Origin of the sequence: Lentibacillus halodurans, assembly GCF_900112045.1 — a bacterium.
GTDB lineage: Bacteria > Bacillota > Bacilli > Bacillales > Amphibacillaceae > Lentibacillus > Lentibacillus halodurans.
The window spans coordinates 467,623-484,120 of sequence record NZ_FOJW01000001.1; the positions used below are offsets into that span (position 1 = coordinate 467,623).

Annotated in this window: 15 protein-coding genes; all 15 read right to left on the reverse strand. The window is 41.5% G+C overall.

Annotation, left to right across the window (positions count from 1 at the left end; genetic code table 11):
• Positions 1 to 22: 22 nt before the first annotated feature.
• Positions 23 to 301, reverse strand: coding sequence for a DUF503 domain-containing protein (locus BM195_RS02440; protein ID WP_090233001.1), 279 nt, complete (start codon positions 299 to 301; stop codon positions 23 to 25).
• The gene (infB, locus tag BM195_RS02445; RefSeq protein ID WP_090233004.1) at positions 298 to 2,457 is read right to left on the reverse strand and encodes a translation initiation factor IF-2; all 2,160 of its coding nucleotides are present in this window, start codon (positions 2,455 to 2,457) and stop codon (positions 298 to 300) included. Before infB ends, BM195_RS02440 begins: the two co-directional genes overlap by 4 nt.
• A 20-nt stretch (positions 2,458 to 2,477) precedes the next feature.
• The gene (locus BM195_RS02450; protein ID WP_090233007.1) at positions 2,478 to 2,777 is read right to left on the reverse strand and encodes a L7Ae/L30e/S12e/Gadd45 family ribosomal protein; all 300 of its coding nucleotides are present in this window, start codon (positions 2,775 to 2,777) and stop codon (positions 2,478 to 2,480) included.
• Complete coding sequence (gene rnpM / locus BM195_RS02455) at positions 2,767 to 3,048, reverse strand: RNase P modulator RnpM (RefSeq protein ID WP_090233010.1); 282 nt, start codon at positions 3,046 to 3,048, stop codon at positions 2,767 to 2,769. Before rnpM ends, BM195_RS02450 begins: the two co-directional genes overlap by 11 nt.
• Positions 3,049 to 3,060: 12 nt before the next feature.
• Positions 3,061 to 4,173: a transcription termination factor NusA gene (gene nusA, locus BM195_RS02460; RefSeq protein WP_090233012.1), complete on the reverse strand. Its 1,113-nt coding sequence runs from the start codon at positions 4,171 to 4,173 to the stop codon at positions 3,061 to 3,063.
• A 16-nt stretch (positions 4,174 to 4,189) separates the two neighbouring features.
• Positions 4,190 to 4,660, reverse strand: a complete 471-nt coding sequence (gene rimP, locus BM195_RS02465; protein WP_090233015.1) for a ribosome maturation factor RimP — start codon at positions 4,658 to 4,660, stop codon at positions 4,190 to 4,192.
• 346 nt (positions 4,661 to 5,006) lie between these two features.
• Complete coding sequence (locus BM195_RS02470) at positions 5,007 to 9,299, reverse strand: PolC-type DNA polymerase III (protein ID WP_090233017.1); 4,293 nt, start codon at positions 9,297 to 9,299, stop codon at positions 5,007 to 5,009.
• 177 nt (positions 9,300 to 9,476) lie between these two features.
• Positions 9,477 to 10,736 (reverse strand): RIP metalloprotease RseP, encoded by a 1,260-nt coding sequence (gene rseP / locus BM195_RS02475; RefSeq protein ID WP_090233019.1) that lies wholly within the window; start codon positions 10,734 to 10,736, stop codon positions 9,477 to 9,479.
• 83 nt (positions 10,737 to 10,819) lie between these two features.
• Positions 10,820 to 11,614: a phosphatidate cytidylyltransferase gene (locus BM195_RS02480; RefSeq protein ID WP_090233021.1), complete on the reverse strand. Its 795-nt coding sequence runs from the start codon at positions 11,612 to 11,614 to the stop codon at positions 10,820 to 10,822.
• A 15-nt stretch (positions 11,615 to 11,629) separates the two neighbouring features.
• Entirely contained in the window at positions 11,630 to 12,394 is a 765-nt protein-coding gene (locus BM195_RS02485) for an undecaprenyl pyrophosphate synthase (protein ID WP_090233024.1), read from the reverse strand.
• Positions 12,395 to 12,702: 308 nt separating this feature from the next.
• A complete protein-coding gene (frr, locus tag BM195_RS02490) occupies positions 12,703 to 13,260 on the reverse strand; it encodes a ribosome recycling factor (protein WP_090233027.1) in 558 nt (185 codons plus the stop codon).
• Between the two features lie 2 nt (positions 13,261 to 13,262).
• Positions 13,263 to 13,985: a UMP kinase gene (gene pyrH / locus BM195_RS02495; protein WP_090233029.1), complete on the reverse strand. Its 723-nt coding sequence runs from the start codon at positions 13,983 to 13,985 to the stop codon at positions 13,263 to 13,265.
• Positions 13,986 to 14,105: 120 nt separating this feature from the next.
• The gene (gene tsf, locus BM195_RS02500; RefSeq protein ID WP_090233031.1) at positions 14,106 to 14,990 is read right to left on the reverse strand and encodes a translation elongation factor Ts; all 885 of its coding nucleotides are present in this window, start codon (positions 14,988 to 14,990) and stop codon (positions 14,106 to 14,108) included.
• Positions 14,991 to 15,083: 93 nt separating this feature from the next.
• Positions 15,084 to 15,848, reverse strand: a complete 765-nt coding sequence (rpsB, locus tag BM195_RS02505; protein ID WP_090233033.1) for a 30S ribosomal protein S2 — start codon at positions 15,846 to 15,848, stop codon at positions 15,084 to 15,086.
• A 202-nt stretch (positions 15,849 to 16,050) separates the two neighbouring features.
• Positions 16,051 to 16,494 (reverse strand): DUF6115 domain-containing protein, encoded by a 444-nt coding sequence (locus BM195_RS02510; RefSeq protein ID WP_090233034.1) that lies wholly within the window; start codon positions 16,492 to 16,494, stop codon positions 16,051 to 16,053.
• Positions 16,495 to 16,498: the final 4 nt, after the last annotated feature.

Consider the following 16,498-nt stretch of genomic DNA (forward strand, 5'->3'; position numbering starts at 1 on the left):
GGACGGTCTTCCTGCCTCCAAGCTACAGAGACTCAACCTCTGTGATCGTACGTTCTAATTCGGTAAATGTGTCTATGATTTTCAGTGCTGCCTGTATCACCTGTTCGGCATGTTTTTGTTCATTGGAAAGCGTAACGATTCCAAGTTTTGTCCGCTGCCACAAATCGTGATAGTCCAATTCTGTGACGGCTACATTTAAATCGTTCCGCAATTTTGCCATGATGCGTTTGATGACGGAACGTTTCTGTTTCAGTGAATGACTTTCATACAGCATGCATTCCACTTCAGCATACGTTATCATGTACGCTCAATTTCCTCCATCACGAATGCTTCAAGTATATCTCCTTCTTTAATATCGTTAAAGTTTTTGATTGTTATACCGCATTCGTAGTTTTGTGCGACTTCTTTCACATCATCTTTATAGCGTTTCAAAGAGTCAATTTCACCTTCAAATTGAACAACACCATCACGGATCAGCCGTACTCCGGAATCACGTGTCAATTTGCCATCAGTTACGTAGCTGCCGGCAATGGTTCCGATTTTGGATACTTTAAACGTTTCCCGGACTTCTGCCTGCCCGATAACTTTTTCTTCATATTCCGGATCAAGCATCCCTTTCATGGCAAATTCTATTTCCTCCATTACTTTGTAAATGACACGATGCAGACGTACATCGACTTTTTCAGATTCAGCAGCTTTTTTCGCATTGGCATCAGGCCGAACATTAAATCCGATTACAATAGCATTCGATGCTGATGCCAGAATGATGTCTGATTCTTTAATGGCACCTACTCCGGTATGAATAATCTTAATATTAACGCCTTCTACATCAATTTTTTCAAGTGAGGATGCCAGGGCTTCCGCTGAACCTTGAACATCTGCTTTAATGACAACATTAATTTCTTTCATATCACCCTGTTTAATTTGTTCAAACAAATCATCCAGACTCACTTTCGATGATTCTGCCCGATTTTCCTGAATATGCTTTTGCTGGCGTGCTTCACCAATCTGACGTGCTTTTTTCTCGTCTGAGAACACAAGGAACTGATCACCTGCCTGCGGGACATCGTTTAAACCCGTGATTTCTACAGGTGTAGATGGCTCAGCAGTTTTAACACGTACTCCCTCATCGTTTACCATGGCACGAACACGGCCAAATGTGTTACCAACAACAACTGAATCACCAACATGCAATGTGCCATTCTGAATTAATAGGGTTGCGACAGACCCTCTGCCCTTATCAAGCTGAGCTTCGATAACAGTACCAAATGCATTGGCATTCGGATTTGCCTTCAATTCTTCCATTTCGGATACAAGCACCAACATTTCCAGCAGATCATCTATACCGTCCTGCTTGATTGCTGACAGGTTAACGAAAATGGTTTTGCCTCCCCAATCTTCGGGAATCAATTCATATTCCGTCAATTCCTGCATCACACGATCGGGGTTAGCTCCTTCCTTATCCATTTTGTTTACTGCTACAATAATCGGGACTTCTGCAGCTTTGGCATGGTTGATTGCTTCCACTGTCTGCGGCATGACACCATCATCTGCTGCAACGACTAACACCGCAATATCCGTCACCTGAGCTCCACGAGAACGCATGCTGGTAAATGCAGCATGGCCAGGTGTATCAAGAAATGTTATTCTTCTTCCGTCATTTTCAACCTGATAGGCACCGATATGCTGGGTAATGCCTCCAGCTTCCCCTTCTGTCACCTTCGTATGACGGATTGCGTCCAGTAACGTTGTTTTACCATGATCAACGTGTCCCATAATGGTGACAACTGCAGGACGTTCAACTAAATCAGCCTGGTCATCTTGCTCAAGATACTTGTCAAAATCGGTATCTTCCAAAATGATTTCTTTTTCAACTTCGACACCGAATTCATCACATAATAATTCAACCGTATCATCATCAAGATCCTGGTTTTTGTTGGCCATTACGCCCAAAAACATCAATTTTTTGATGATTTCGGATGTATCTTTGTTTAATTTTTCAGCCAAGTCATGAACGGTCAATGTTTCACTATATGTGATTTTTCCTGGTATTTCTTTAGCAGGCTTTTGCTGATGTCTCTGTTGCTGCGACTTTGATGCAGAATGGTTATGGTTCCTTTTTTTACTGTTTTTTGGCTTTTTATTCTTATTTTGCTGCTGCACCTTACGTTGCTGATCCTGGCCTTTTGGTTTTTTGTTTGAGTTATTTTTCCTTTGCTGATTTGCGTTTTTTCCTGGTTGATTGGATGTATTTCTGTTGTGCTGATTATTTTCAGGTTTTGTATTTTGATTAGGCTGTTTTGATCCAAACTTTTTATCAAGTTCAACAATCGTTTCAATCGAAACCGTTGACATGTGATTCTTGACGTCAATATTCAAGTCTTTCAGATGCTGAATGACTTCTTTACTCGTCGTATTATTTTGTTTTGCATATTCATATATACGCATTTTGCTCATAAGTCCACCCCCAAGATTAATTATCCCAGCAGCGATTTTATTTTGGCGGCGAATCCCGCATCCAAAATAGCGATAGCTACTTTTTGGGACTTTCCAATAGCATTTGATAATGTTTCTCTATCATCAACTATTTCAAATGGTATTTCATAGGTTTTACATTTGTTTATAATTTTTTTTCGTGTTTGGGGTCCGATATCGTTGGCCAGCAATATAAGTTTTGCTTTTTTCTGCTGAATATCTTTTACAATTGTTTCTTCCCCAAGCGAACACTTTCTTGCCCGGTAGGCTAAACCAACTATATTTAAATAACTATTGTTCATCAGTATGACCTTCGACGAATCGTTTTAATTCCTCGTAAACGGATGGGCCAATTTCTGCATCCAGCTGCCGGTTTAATATACCGGTTTTTTCTGCTTTTTCTATCACAGCTATATCGTTGGACAGGTATGCCCCGCGACCATTCTTCTTACCGGTCGGATCGACAAAAACCTCTCCTTCTTTGTTACGGACAATGCGAATCAGTTCTTTTTTTGGTTTCATTTCATTCGTTACAACACATTTACGCTGTGGTATTTTTCTTTTTTTGGCCATCAGTTTGCCCCCTTATTCAAACAGGTCTTCATCAATGTCAGAATAGGAATCCTCATCAGCCTGATCATCGTGATCATCCAAAAGCCCTTGTTCACGCGCTTCTGTTTCACTTTTTATATCGATTTTCCACCCTGTTAATTTTGCTGCTAACCGGGCATTTTGTCCACGTTTGCCAATTGCCAGAGACAATTGATAGTCCGGTACGATGACCGTCGTTGCTTTATCTGCCTCATCAACCAGTACGTCTACTACTTTTGACGGGCTCAGTGCATTCGACACATAAACAACAGGATCGTCTGACCATTCGACGACATCAATTTTTTCACCCTTCAATTCATCGACAACCACTTGAATCCGCTGCCCTTTCTGCCCGACGCAGGAACCGACGGCATCGATTTCCGGATCATCAGCATGAACGGATATCTTGGAACGGTCGCCCGCTTCCCTTGCAACCGATTTGATTTCAACGGTACCATCATATATTTCGGGCACTTCCATTTCAAACAACCGTTTCAGCAATCCCGGGTGTGAACGTGATATATAAATCTGTGGTCCTTTACTCGTGTTTTCCACTTTATTGACAAATACTTTCAGGCGATCGTGCACATAGTAATCCTCTGTAGGCATCTGTTCCGATTCAGCCAATTTTGCTTCGATTTTACCAAGATTTACATAAACGAAACGTGAATCTTTCCGTGAAATAATCCCGGTCATGACATCTTCTTCTCGATCGACATATTCACTGAAAATGACGCCGCGCTCTGCTTCCCTGACTCGCTGCGTAACAACCTGTTTTGCAGCCTGGGCAGCAATTCGGCCGAAATCTTTTGGTGTTACCTCAACTTCAACAACGTCTTCCACCTCATATTTCGGGTCAATTTCTCTCGCTTCCTGCAATGAGATTTCTTCTTGAGTATTTTCAACTTCCTCTACAATCACTTTCCTTGAAAAAACGCGCATTGATGCCGTCTCTTCATCAATATCTACCCGGACATTCGTTGCTGATTTAAAATTCTTTTTATAGGCAGAGATTAGAGCAGCTTCCAATGCCTCCATCAGCACATCCTTATCAATTCCTTTTTCTTTTTCCAGGTAATCAATCGCATCGAACAACTGATTGCTCACTTTTTCGTTTCCCCCTTTACAATGATACCGCTAATCGGGCTTTAGCTATTTTTTGATATGGTATTTTTGCCTGCTTTTCACGGGTTTTTATTTTATACGCAATAACGGCCGTTTCATCTGCAAAATCAAGCAATGTCCCTTCATACTCTTTTTTACCGTCAATCGGTTCATAAAGTTTTACATAAACATTACTTCCCAAATGGTTTTTAAAATCCTCCTTAGACTTAAGCGGACGTTCAACACCTGGTGATGAAACTTCCAAGAAATAAGCTCCTTTGATCGGATCTGCCTGGTCCAGTCTTTCGCCTAATTGTTCTGATACGGTGCCACACTCGTCAATATCGACACCGCCTTCCTTATCAATAAAAACCCGAAGAAACCAATTCTTGCCTTCTTTTACATATTCAACGTCAACCAGTTCCAATCCTTTTTCCTGCAGAATCGGTTCTGCTATTTTTTCTGTTATGTTCACAATTTCAGAGCTCAAAACATATCCTCCTTTATTCAGTTGTCGTTTTAACTTAGTATGAACCATCATACACCATTTCATTTGCACATTTAAATACTGCAATGAGTAATCTCACCGATTTATTCTTCTATGACCTCTGGCATCTCTGAAAAGACTCGGACAGCATTTTTTCTTAATAAAAACCCCTGCCGGACGATTTGGCAAGGGAAGCTGCGTGCGGAAAATGGCTGTATGAATAAAGAGTGGGGGGCGCCCACTCTTTAACAGTCCGGATCTTATCATACCTTTAAAACTATAGCATACGTATAATCAAGTTGCAAGAATATTGACTTGTACATTTTAATTGATCAGCATGATTCTTTCATTAAAACAATGATAACTGATTTTGTTCAGCCATTCCTTCCAGACAGCCATGAGTGTCCAGATACTCCAATACCGTTTTTGATATTTTACTGCGCTTGCGAAGATCCTCTTTAGAAAGAAATTCGCCATCTTCCCGGGCTTTTACAATATTAATAGCGGCATTTGTCCCAAGACCATCGACAGCATCAAATGGCGGGATCAATGTTTCACCGTCTACGATAAATTCCGATGCCTTTGATTGATATAAATCGACCTTCTGGAACGAGTAGCCCCTTTCACACATTTCAAGTGCCACTTCCAATACAGTCAGAAGACTCTTTTCCTTTGGCGGAGCATCATTTCCCTTGGCCATAATACCTTCAATACGCTGTCTGATTGCACTGGAACCTTTAACCATTGTATCCAGTTCAAAATCTCCCGCCCGGACTGAGAAGTAAGCAGCATAAAAGTATATCGGATAGTGCACTTTAAAATAGGCGATTCTTACTGCCATTAACACATAAGCGGCAGCGTGTGCTTTCGGGAACATATATTTAATCTTTTTACATGATTCAATATACCAGTCCGGTACACCATGCTTTTTCATTTCATCGATCCATTCATCTTTCAGCCCTCTGCCTTTCCGGACATATTCCATAATGGTAAAGGCCAGTGATGCTTCCAGACCCTTATGCAGCAGATAAACCATAATATCGTCACGGCAGCCGATAACATCCGGCAATTCGCAAATACCGTCATTAATCAGTTCCTCGGCATTTCCGAGCCATACATCTGTGCCGTGTGACAGGCCTGAAATAATGACAAGTTCGGCAAATGTATTCGGTTTGGTATCTTCAAGCATTTGACGGACGAACCTGGTTCCAAACTCCGGAACCCCCAGTGTTCCTGTTTTACAGTTTATCTGCTCAGGTGTTACACCAAGTGATTCTGTTCCGGAAAATATTTTCATCACTTCTTCATCATCGGTCGGAATTGTTTTTGGATCAATCCCGCTTAAATCCTGCAGCATTCGGATCACGGTTGGATCATCGTGTCCGAGTATATCCAGTTTCAATAAATTATCATGAATGGAATGAAAATCAAAATGAGTTGTCTGCCATTCACTGTTCCTGTCGTCTGCAGGAAATTGTATCGGTGTGAAATCAAATATTTCCTTATCTTCTGGTACAACGATAATGCCGCCCGGGTGTTGTCCGGTGGTCCGTTTCACCCCGGTACACCCCTGAACAAGCCGGTCAACTTCTGCATTTTTATAGACAAGCTGCTTATCTGATGCATAGCCTTTCACATAGCCGTATGCCGTTTTCTCAGCAATCGTTCCAATCGTTCCAGCGCGATAAACATTCTCTTCGCCAAACAGAACCTTTGTATAGTTATGAGCTCTTGGCTGGTATTCCCCGGAGAAATTCAAATCGATATCCGGAACTTTATCTCCTTTGAAACCTAGGAACGTTTCAAACGGAATATCCTGTCCATCTTTTGTTAAAGATGTGCCACAGTCCGGACAAGCTTTATCCTTCAAATCAAAGCCGCTGCCGATAGATCCATCCGTAATAAACTCATGATAATGGCATGCCATACAAACATAATGTGGCGGCAATGGATTGACCTCAGTTATTTCCGACATGGTTGCAACAAGTGAAGATCCGACTGAACCCCGTGAACCTACTAAATAACCGTCATCGAGTGACTTCTTAACAAGTTTATGCGAAATGAGATAGATAACCGAGAATCCATGCCCAATAATACTGGAGAGCTCTTTTTCAAGACGGTCGGTGACAATTTCCGGAACCGGATCACCATAAATATGTTTCGCACGATTATAACAGAGATCACGCATCTCCTGATCGGCTCCTTCAATCGTTGGTGTGAACAGCCCATCCTTGACAGGTGAAATGTCTTCAATTTTATCTGCCAATGCATTGGTGTTGCCCACAACGATTTCCTTTGCTTTATTTTCACCCAGGAAATCAAAACTATCAATCATTTCATTGGTCGTCCGGAATGGTGTATCAGGCAGTGTTTGCCGGTTTAATGGATTACCAGATTGCGATGCAATTAAAATTTGCCGGTAAATTTTATCATGTTCCTCAATATAATGAGCATTTCCCGTAACTATAACGGGCTTGTTCATGCGCGCGCCCATATCTGCCAATTTCGAAATAATATCAAGGATTTGTGCTTCATTCTGAACAAGTTCTTTTTCAATTAAATGGGCGTAGTTGGAAGGCGGCTGCACTTCAATATAATCATAGAACTCAGCAGCTTTCTCCGCCTCATCAGCTGACTTTTGCATCATCGCCTCAAATACCTCTCCCTGATCACATGCAGACCCTACCAGAATACCTTTTCGCAGTTTTTGCAGGAGTGATCTCGGGATGCGCGGAACTCTATAAAAATAATTCACATGAGCATAAGAGACAAGCTTATAAAGATTTTTCAGACCTTCCTGTGTCTGGGCGAGCAATATGCAATGTGACGGGCGAGAGCGTTTATAGGCATCTCCTTCTCCCATATGATTGTTTAATTGATTATGATTGGTAATTTCTTTGGCCAGCAAACCTTCCACCAGCTTCCATAATAGATAGCCTGTTGCTTCGGCATCATATATGGCACGGTGATGCTGGGTAAGCTCGATATCCAAATGCTTGCACATCGTGTTTAGCCTGTGATTTTTCAATTCTGGATATAAAAACCGTGACAATTCCAGAGTATCAATGACAGGGTTGTCCGTTTTATCGTATCCGACTTTTTGGAATCCCTGATTTAAAAAACCGATGTCAAAACTTGCATTGTGCGCAACCAGAATACTTTCTTCCATCCATTCATGAAAATCTTTTAAAACATCATCAACTTCAGGTGCATCTTTAACCATATCATCTGTTATTCCAGTCAAGTCAGTTGTCGTTTGTGACAAAGGATGATGCGGATTAGCGAATGATTCAAAGCGATCTATGATTTCCCCATTGTGAATTTTCACTGCTGCAAGCTCGATAATTGTATCATAAACCGCTGAAAGCCCTGTCGTTTCAACGTCAAATACGACATAGGTGCCATCTTTCAAGCCGGCATTACTTTCGTTATACGCAATCGGTACACCGTCATCAACCAAATTGGCCTCTACGCCGTAGACCACTTTAAGGCCGTGCTTTTCAGCAGCCGCATGTGCCTCCGGAAAACCTTGCACACCGCCATGGTCGGTAATTGCGATCGCTTTATGCCCCCAATTTGCCGCCTGCTCAATGAGTGCTGATGGTGAAACAACCGCATCCAGCTGGCTCATGGTCGTATGTGCATGAAATTCAACACGTTTTTCGTCTTCGGGTGCTGTATCCTCGCGAATCTCTACTTTAACTTCATGAATATCATTTGCCATCATGGCAAGCTCATTCGTATACATGTCGGTCTGAATGCTTCCTCTTGCCTTAACCCACATGCCTTCTTTTAACTGTTCGAATTTTTCAGCATCCTCATCACCTTTTGAAAACATTTTGATTTGCAGTGAATCGGTATAATCGGTCGCTTTAACAATTAATAGACTTCTTCCCGAACGCAGCTGTCGTATTTCCGCTGAGAACACATACCCCTGTATGGTTAAGCGCCGCTCCTCATCCTGAATTTCTTCCATCTGAATCGGTTCATCCTGAATTTTGTAACCAAGCATAACCGGTTTATTTTGTTCATGATTTTGTTTTTCCCTGTCACGCTTTTCTTTTTCCTGAACTGTTTTTAAAACCAGTTCTTGATCCTCAAGTGCTTTTTGTTCCCTGAATTTCTTTAGCTCTGCCATTTCTGTTTTCACTTCAATTTCAAGTGAAAAAGATGGAGCACCAATTTTTTGGCAAAAATCCTGGAATGGTTTCTCCAGCCTTTTTTTAAGTGCATTTCCTTCCGCTTCATTCCTTGCAGTTAACATAATTTTATTATTGTTAATACGAGGCGTCTGATCGAATACAAGATCTTTATAGGCAGGGGACAAGTTGGATACTGACTGGAGGAAATGCTGCCAATAGGCTCCAATTGTCTCATTGTCATATTGCTTGCTATCTGTGTATAGGGTCAGTTCAACCTGGGCAAATTGCTGAAACGTTTCCTGTAGTTTGGACGTCAGCAATGCATAGGTCTCTGTCGGCAGCAAATGGCTGACACGGATGTGAAAATGCCAGGTTTGAGTTGGCTTATGAACTGCCAGCTTGATTAATTGACTATCTTTAAAATAAGTATTGATGTAATCTTGGGGAATTGCCAGGTGTTCCAGCAGCAGATCCATTTTCTCCTGTTTTGAGATACCCATTTCGTTTTCCTCCCGATCATTGGAAAAAAATAATGATGGAAAACCCTTGCCGAAAAACTGCAGACAAGGGTTTTGACATGTAAAGCCTGATCAAATCCTTATTGAAAAACACGGCATTCGCCTACAGCGGGGCCGAAATCTTCCGGATAAGTCAATCATAATGGATGCTTTATGATGTTACAAAAATAACCGCTGAATATCGTTCCATGTGACAACAATCATTAATAACATCAGCAATGCAAAACCGACAAAGTGGACGATCCCTTCTTTTTGCGGGTCAACCGGTTTGCCCCGGATGGCCTCAATCCCAACGAACAATAACCGTCCACCGTCAAGTGCGGGAATTGGCACTAAGTTGACGATTCCCAAATTAACACTTAAGATAGCCGTCCACATCAGAAAGGTCATGAAACCGGACTGAACAACCTGGTCTGTATAATCATAAATTCCCACGGGACCCGACAGCGCATCAATCGAGTACTGTCCGGTGATGAGCTTGCCCAAATTGGTCAGGATTAATGTTGTCGTGTCATACGTCTGTTCAAAACCATACTGAAACGTCCCGCTGAATGACTGTTCAAATGCCCGCTGAACGCCTGCCTGTCCGACCGTGATGCCTTGACCTTCAACTTTGGCTGGTGTAATGGTTAACGTTTCCGTCCCGTCATCACGCTGCACTGTCATGGTCAGCTCCTCTTCCGGATGATCCTGGACGATCTGGGTAAATTCCTCCCAGGTGGAAATGGAATTCCCATCGATTTGCACAACTTCATCGCCTACCTGAAAACCTGCTTCATCAGCAGGACTATCGGGTTGTACACCAGCGACCTCAGCTTCGTCAACAGGCACCCCCTGAATGAGTCCGACGATAAAGAAAATGACAATCGCGAGCAGAAAATTCATCATCGGACCCGCAAATAACTGCATGGCCCGTTTACCAACACTTTTTGAAGCAAACTGCCGGTCATACGGGGCAATTTGGGTCTCTTCCTCATCCATAACAAAGAATGCCTTACGATCAACCTGAAAGTTTAATTTTTCATCCTCTTCATCAGGTTCGTACCCTTCAATCAGCAATTCGTGATCCAAATCAGCACGTTCCACCTCAATGACGCGGGCATCCGGATGTTTTGATTTATGGTTTACAATAATTTTGCTCACTTTTTCATCCTGATTGAATTCCAGACCAATATGCTGTCCGGCTTTTAATTCAATAATTTCCGGGTCTTCACCGGCCACTCGTACATAACCTCCTATTGGAAGAAGACGGATTGTATAAACTGTTTCGTTTTTCGTAAAGGAAAACACCTTTGGACCAAACCCGATCGCAAATTCACGGGCCAGCATACCAGCCCGTTTTGCAAAAATTAAATGACCAAATTCATGAATGAACACAAGTAGACCAAACATGAATATAAAAGCTATAACTGTGGTCAATAGCAACACCGTCCTTTAAATAATAGAGGTTATACAAGAAATATTATCTTCTGATCTATTCGTTCCTATTCCAAACTGTCTGATTACATAAAGAAATTGATAAAATGCAACAATGGCAAAACGAATAAAAGGCTGTCCAGCCGATCGAGAATTCCGCCATGCCCCGGCAATAAATTACCGGAGTCTTTCACACCATAGTGACGCTTAAAAGCCGATTCCACCAAATCCCCTATTTGACCGAAAATCGACACCAATACTGTCACCGCTATTACGATAATCATATCATATGGAAACGGATAGGCAATATGAAAAATAATTCCGGCTGCTGTGGCCAGTACAACGCCCCCGATTGCCCCTTCAATCGTTTTATTCGGGCTTATTTCCGGCCATAATTTACGTTTGCCAAGGGCACGGCCACAGAAATAGGCCCCAGTATCCGTTGCCCAGATCACGACTAAAACATAAAATATATTCGCTAAAGCAGCGGCATTGCTGCCATCCCGTGTTTCAATCAGGTAAAAAAATCCCATTCCTACATAAATGATCGTCAGCAGTATAAAACCTGCGTCGTCAAATGTAAATTTATTCTTCGCCATCACGGTATATGACAACAGAAATAAGACAAATGCCATAATCAGTTCTGATTTTTCGAAGCCTTGAAAAATACCAGCAGACTCAGGCACCAATAATAACCATAATAATATAACCGCAATCATAACAGGGATATAATAATGACCTATTTTCCGCATTCGGATTAACTCAAGCAAGGCTATAGCTGCCAACAAGTAGACGAACACATTAAAAATCATTCCGCCGATTACAACCACAGGTATAAATATAAGAAATGCCATAATTGCTGTTTGGATTCGCTGTTTCATACGTCATTCAACACCTTAAATGCCTCCATATCGCCGTTTTCGCTGCTGGTAATCATGGAGAGCGTTCATAAACGTTTCTTCTGTGAAATCGGGCCATAATACATCTGTAAACCAAAATTCGGAATAAGCACTCTGCCATAATAAAAAATTGCTTAACCGCTGTTCACCGCTCGTTCGGATTAAGAGATCGGGATCCGTTAATCCGGTCGTATAAAGATATTGCGAAAATAAGTGCTCATCCAGTTTATCAAGTGACAGTCCGGAACTGTCCATATCTGTTATAACTTGCCTGATTGCTTGAATGATTTCAAATCTACTACCATAGTTTAAAGCAAAATTTAATAATAATCCATCATTATCTTTTGTCTTTTCTTTAGCATAATTGATTGCTTCTTTCGTATGATCCGGAAGAACATCGAAGTTACCAATGGTTTCAATTTTTACATTGTTATCGATCAGTTCGGGCAAATAAATATGTAAAAACTCTTTCGGAAGTCCCAAAATGTAATCAACTTCTGATTTCGGCCTTTGCCAGTTTTCTGTTGAGAAAGCGTAAAGTGTCAGAATTTCAACATGGCAATTTGCTGCTGTTTTAGCTACTCTTTTTACAACATCCATCCCCTCTTTATGTCCGGCAATGCGAGGAAGACCTCGTTTTTTTGCCCAGCGGCCATTCCCATCCATAATAATGGCCACATGCTTCGGGATATTATCCAATTCCCGTTCTTCTTTTGTTACCTTCGTTTTTCTATTTTTAAAAAAGGGAAGTTTCATTGACATAGTTTGTCCTCCGATATCATTGATGAAGCTTATATATCATTTTACATCCTTCATGCTGGTGCAGACGACCAAAACACAATACGATATTATTATCCTATTAGGATGAATTACCATTATATCACTGTCAGTCAATCTTTTTATGATAAATTCCTTAAAATATAAGAAAAACCAGGCTTAATCATGATAAGCCTCTGCTTTTCTTATAGCTTAAAGTAACGTTTTCCAATTGAAGAACTTTTCATTGATGGAAACAAAAGCCCTCTTAAACAAGAGGGCTGCAGCATCTTATGTGACTTAAACCTTCATCCTTAAACTTCCAATATTTCCTTTTCCTTGTCCCTAACGAGCTGATCGATTTTGTCGATATGTTTATCTGTTTCCTTTTGGACATTTTCCTGTTCTTTCTTAAGGTCGTCTTCCGTCAAATCGCCATTTTTCTCGGCTTTCTTCAGCTGATCGTTCGATTCGCGCCGGATGTTTCTTACCTGGACACGTGCTTCTTCCGCATATTTGCCGACAACTTTCACCAATTCCTTGCGGCGTTCTTCCGTTAATGCAGGAATATTAATCCGAATGACATTGCCGTCACTTGACGGAGATAATCCCAAATCAGCCTTTTGAATGGCTTTTTCAATATTACTCACCGATGATTTGTCAAAAGGCGTAATGACCAAGAGTCTTGCCTCCGGTGCGGAAATTGTCGACAGTTGGTTTAATGGTGTAGCTGCACCATAATAATCGACAACGACACTATCCAGAATTGACGGATTCGCACGGCCAGCACGTATTGTCGCCAAGCTTTTGGAAAAAGCCTGAACTGCCTGTTCCATTTTACTTCGTGTTTCCTTTATCCTTTGATCGGACATGATCAGTCCCCCTTTATTGTTGTACCAATTGGTTCGCCTTGAACAACTCGTTTAATATTGCCTTCTTCCGTTATGGAAAATACAATTAACCGGATATCATTATCCATACATAATGAAGATGCAGTAGAATCCATAACGCCCAGACCTTCATTCAGCATTTCCATATAGGAAATTTCCGTATATTTTTCCGCTTTCGTGTTTACTTTCGGATCATCGGAATAGACACCATCTACATTATTTTTCGCCATTAAAATAACTTCTGCCTCAATTTCAGCAGCCCTTAATGCTGCCGTTGTATCTGTTGAAAAATAAGGATTTCCGGTTCCTGCAGCAAAAATGACAACACGTTTTTTTTCGAGATGGCGTATTGCCTTTCTCCTTATGTAAGGTTCAGCAACCTGACGCATTTCAATCGAAGTCTGTACACGAGTCGGGATACCGTTGTTCTCCAGACTGTCCTGAAGTGCCAGAGAGTTCATAATCGTTGCCAGCATTCCCATGTAGTCAGCCGTCGCACGATCCATGCCCATTTCACTTCCGACTTTACCGCGCCAGATATTTCCGCCACCCACTACGACAGCCACTTCCACACCCAATTCGGCAACTTCTTTTATCTGGGATGCGATTGACTGAATTACTTGCGGTTCAATGCCATAGCCTTGTTTGCCGCTTAATGCTTCGCCACTTAATTTTAACACAATTCTACGGTATCGAGCTGTTGTCATGTTTACCTCCATCGGAATTTTATGTTGGTTTAATCTTCAATAAAGGTCTTTTGCTTCATAGTTATCATGTATTAGCGAAATAGGGAACCACCAGCTGCGTTCCCCATTCCGTCCCTGTTGCTATTGATTGATTTGGTTCATAACCTCTTCAGCAAAGTTTTCTTCGCGTTTTTCCATTCCCTCACCTACTGCATAGCGGATAAAGGTATTGACAGATGCACCTTTGCCGGCAACATATTTTTTCACTTTCTGATCAGGATCTTTAACAAAGTCTTGTTCCAGCAGGCAGATTTCTTCAAAGAATTTGCCAAGACGACCCTCGACCATTTTCTCAACGATATGTTCAGGTTTTCCTTCATTCAGTGCCTGTGTCTTCAGCACTTCACGCTCGCTGCTCACTTCCGCTTCCGGAACTTCATCTCTGGAAACGTAACGAGGGTTTACTGCAGCAGCATGCATGGCAATATCTTTTGCCAAATCCTCATCTGTAGTGCTTTCGAGCAGTGTCAGTACACCAATCGAACCGCCCATATGAAGATATGCGCCAAATGCATCATTATCTGTCTTATTCAGCAATGCAAAACGACGAAGTGAAATTTTTTCGCCGATTTTTCCGACTGTTGCGTTGATATATTTTTCAACTGTTTCGCCATCTCCATGCAGTTGTTGCTGCAGTGCTTCTTCAACTGTTTCAGGCTTTTGTTTGACAATATGTTTACCCAAGTCCGAGAGCAATTGCTTAAACTGATCGTTTTTCGTGACAAAGTCTGTTTCACAATTCACTTCCAGCAGTACTGCTGAATTCCCGTCTATTTCAATATGGGCTAAACCTTCAGCAGCAACACGATCTGCCTTTTTCGCAGCTTTCGCCATTCCTTTTTCACGCAGGAACTCGATTGCTTTATCCATATCTCCTTCAGTCTCCTGGAGAGCTTTTTTACAATCCATCATCCCGGCACCCGTTTGTTCACGTAGTTCTTTAACTAATTTAGCCGTGATCGCCATTATGAATCCTCCTTAAATAATTGATTCGTTTTTTTCCTTTTAAAAAAGGTGATAAAAGGCTCTTATTCCCCTTATCACCTGTCCTTTTAAAATCTACTCGTTATTTGTTTCAGTTTCCGCGGCAACCGCTTCTTCTTCAGGTTGTACTTCTTCAGCCTGTACTTCTTCTGTTTCTTCGCCTTGTTTCACTTCCAGAATAGCGTCTGCCATTTTGGATGTTAACAGTTTTACAGCGCGGATCGCATCATCATTTGCCGGAATGACATAATCAATTTCATCCGGATCGCAATTTGTATCAACCATAGCGATAATCGGGATATTCAGTTTATGCGCCTCAGCAATTGCAATCCGCTCCTTGCGTGGATCAATCACAAACAAAGCATCAGGCAGATTGTTCATTTCTTTAATTCCGCCAAGAAACTTAACAAGACGGTCTTTTTCCTTTAACAGACCGACAACCTCTTTTTTCGGCAGCACATCAAACGTTCCATCCTCTTCCATACGTTCAATGTCCTTCAGGCGATTGATACGTTTACGGATCGTCTGGAAGTTTGTCAATGTTCCGCCCAGCCAGCGCTGGTTAACATAAAACATTCCAGAACGGGTTGCTTCATCGCGAACAGAATCCTGTGCCTGTTTTTTCGTACCTACAAAAAGAACCGAACCGCCGTTTGCTGCAATATCTTTCACATAATTGTATGCTTCATCAACTTTTTTGACGGTTTTTTGCAAGTCGATGATATAAATGCCGTTCCGTTCTGTGAAGATATATTTCTTCATCTTCGGATTCCAGCGGCGGGTCTGATGTCCAAAATGCACACCAGCTTCCAGTAATTGTTTCATTGAAATGACTGACATGAAAAATTCCTCCTAATGGTTTTTTCCTCCGTTTCCGATCATCTTTGTATAAAGACCATCATTCTGGTTTCCAATCTTTTGAATACCAAGAATGCCATTTGGCACCGAATATACAAATCACGAAACGTGTGTATTCATGCTTACATTTGTTGCAAACACAGTTTTACACCAAAAATAAATATATCATAACAATCATGACCAATCAAGCATTATGATGAGCTTTCTTTTTCATTTTTATAATCAGTTCGGCTTCAGTTTTGCCGCAGTTTAACTGACGTGCAATTTCGTCCACTGTGATTCCTTTATCATGAAGCTGCAGTATTTGAGCTTCGAGTGACAATTCGGATTCATCTGCCACATGTGCCGTTTCGGGAGAATAGCCGTTTTCATTTTTGATATTTGTTTCCAGCTGACTATCCGACGCTTTTTGTGCAGCAGCCGTTTCAGGCGACAGGTCTTTTTGAGGTATAGCATCTTTCAGCAGACGGTTTTCTTCTTTTATATCTTCCAAATACGCTTCCATCAATTCCGCCATTTCTCCGGTATGATTTTGTTTCAGCGATTGTAACTGTTTAAACAGTTGAAAAATGGCCGTTAATGTAATGAGGTGTAGTAACATACTTAAGAATAGCAACATTGAAGTCATCATA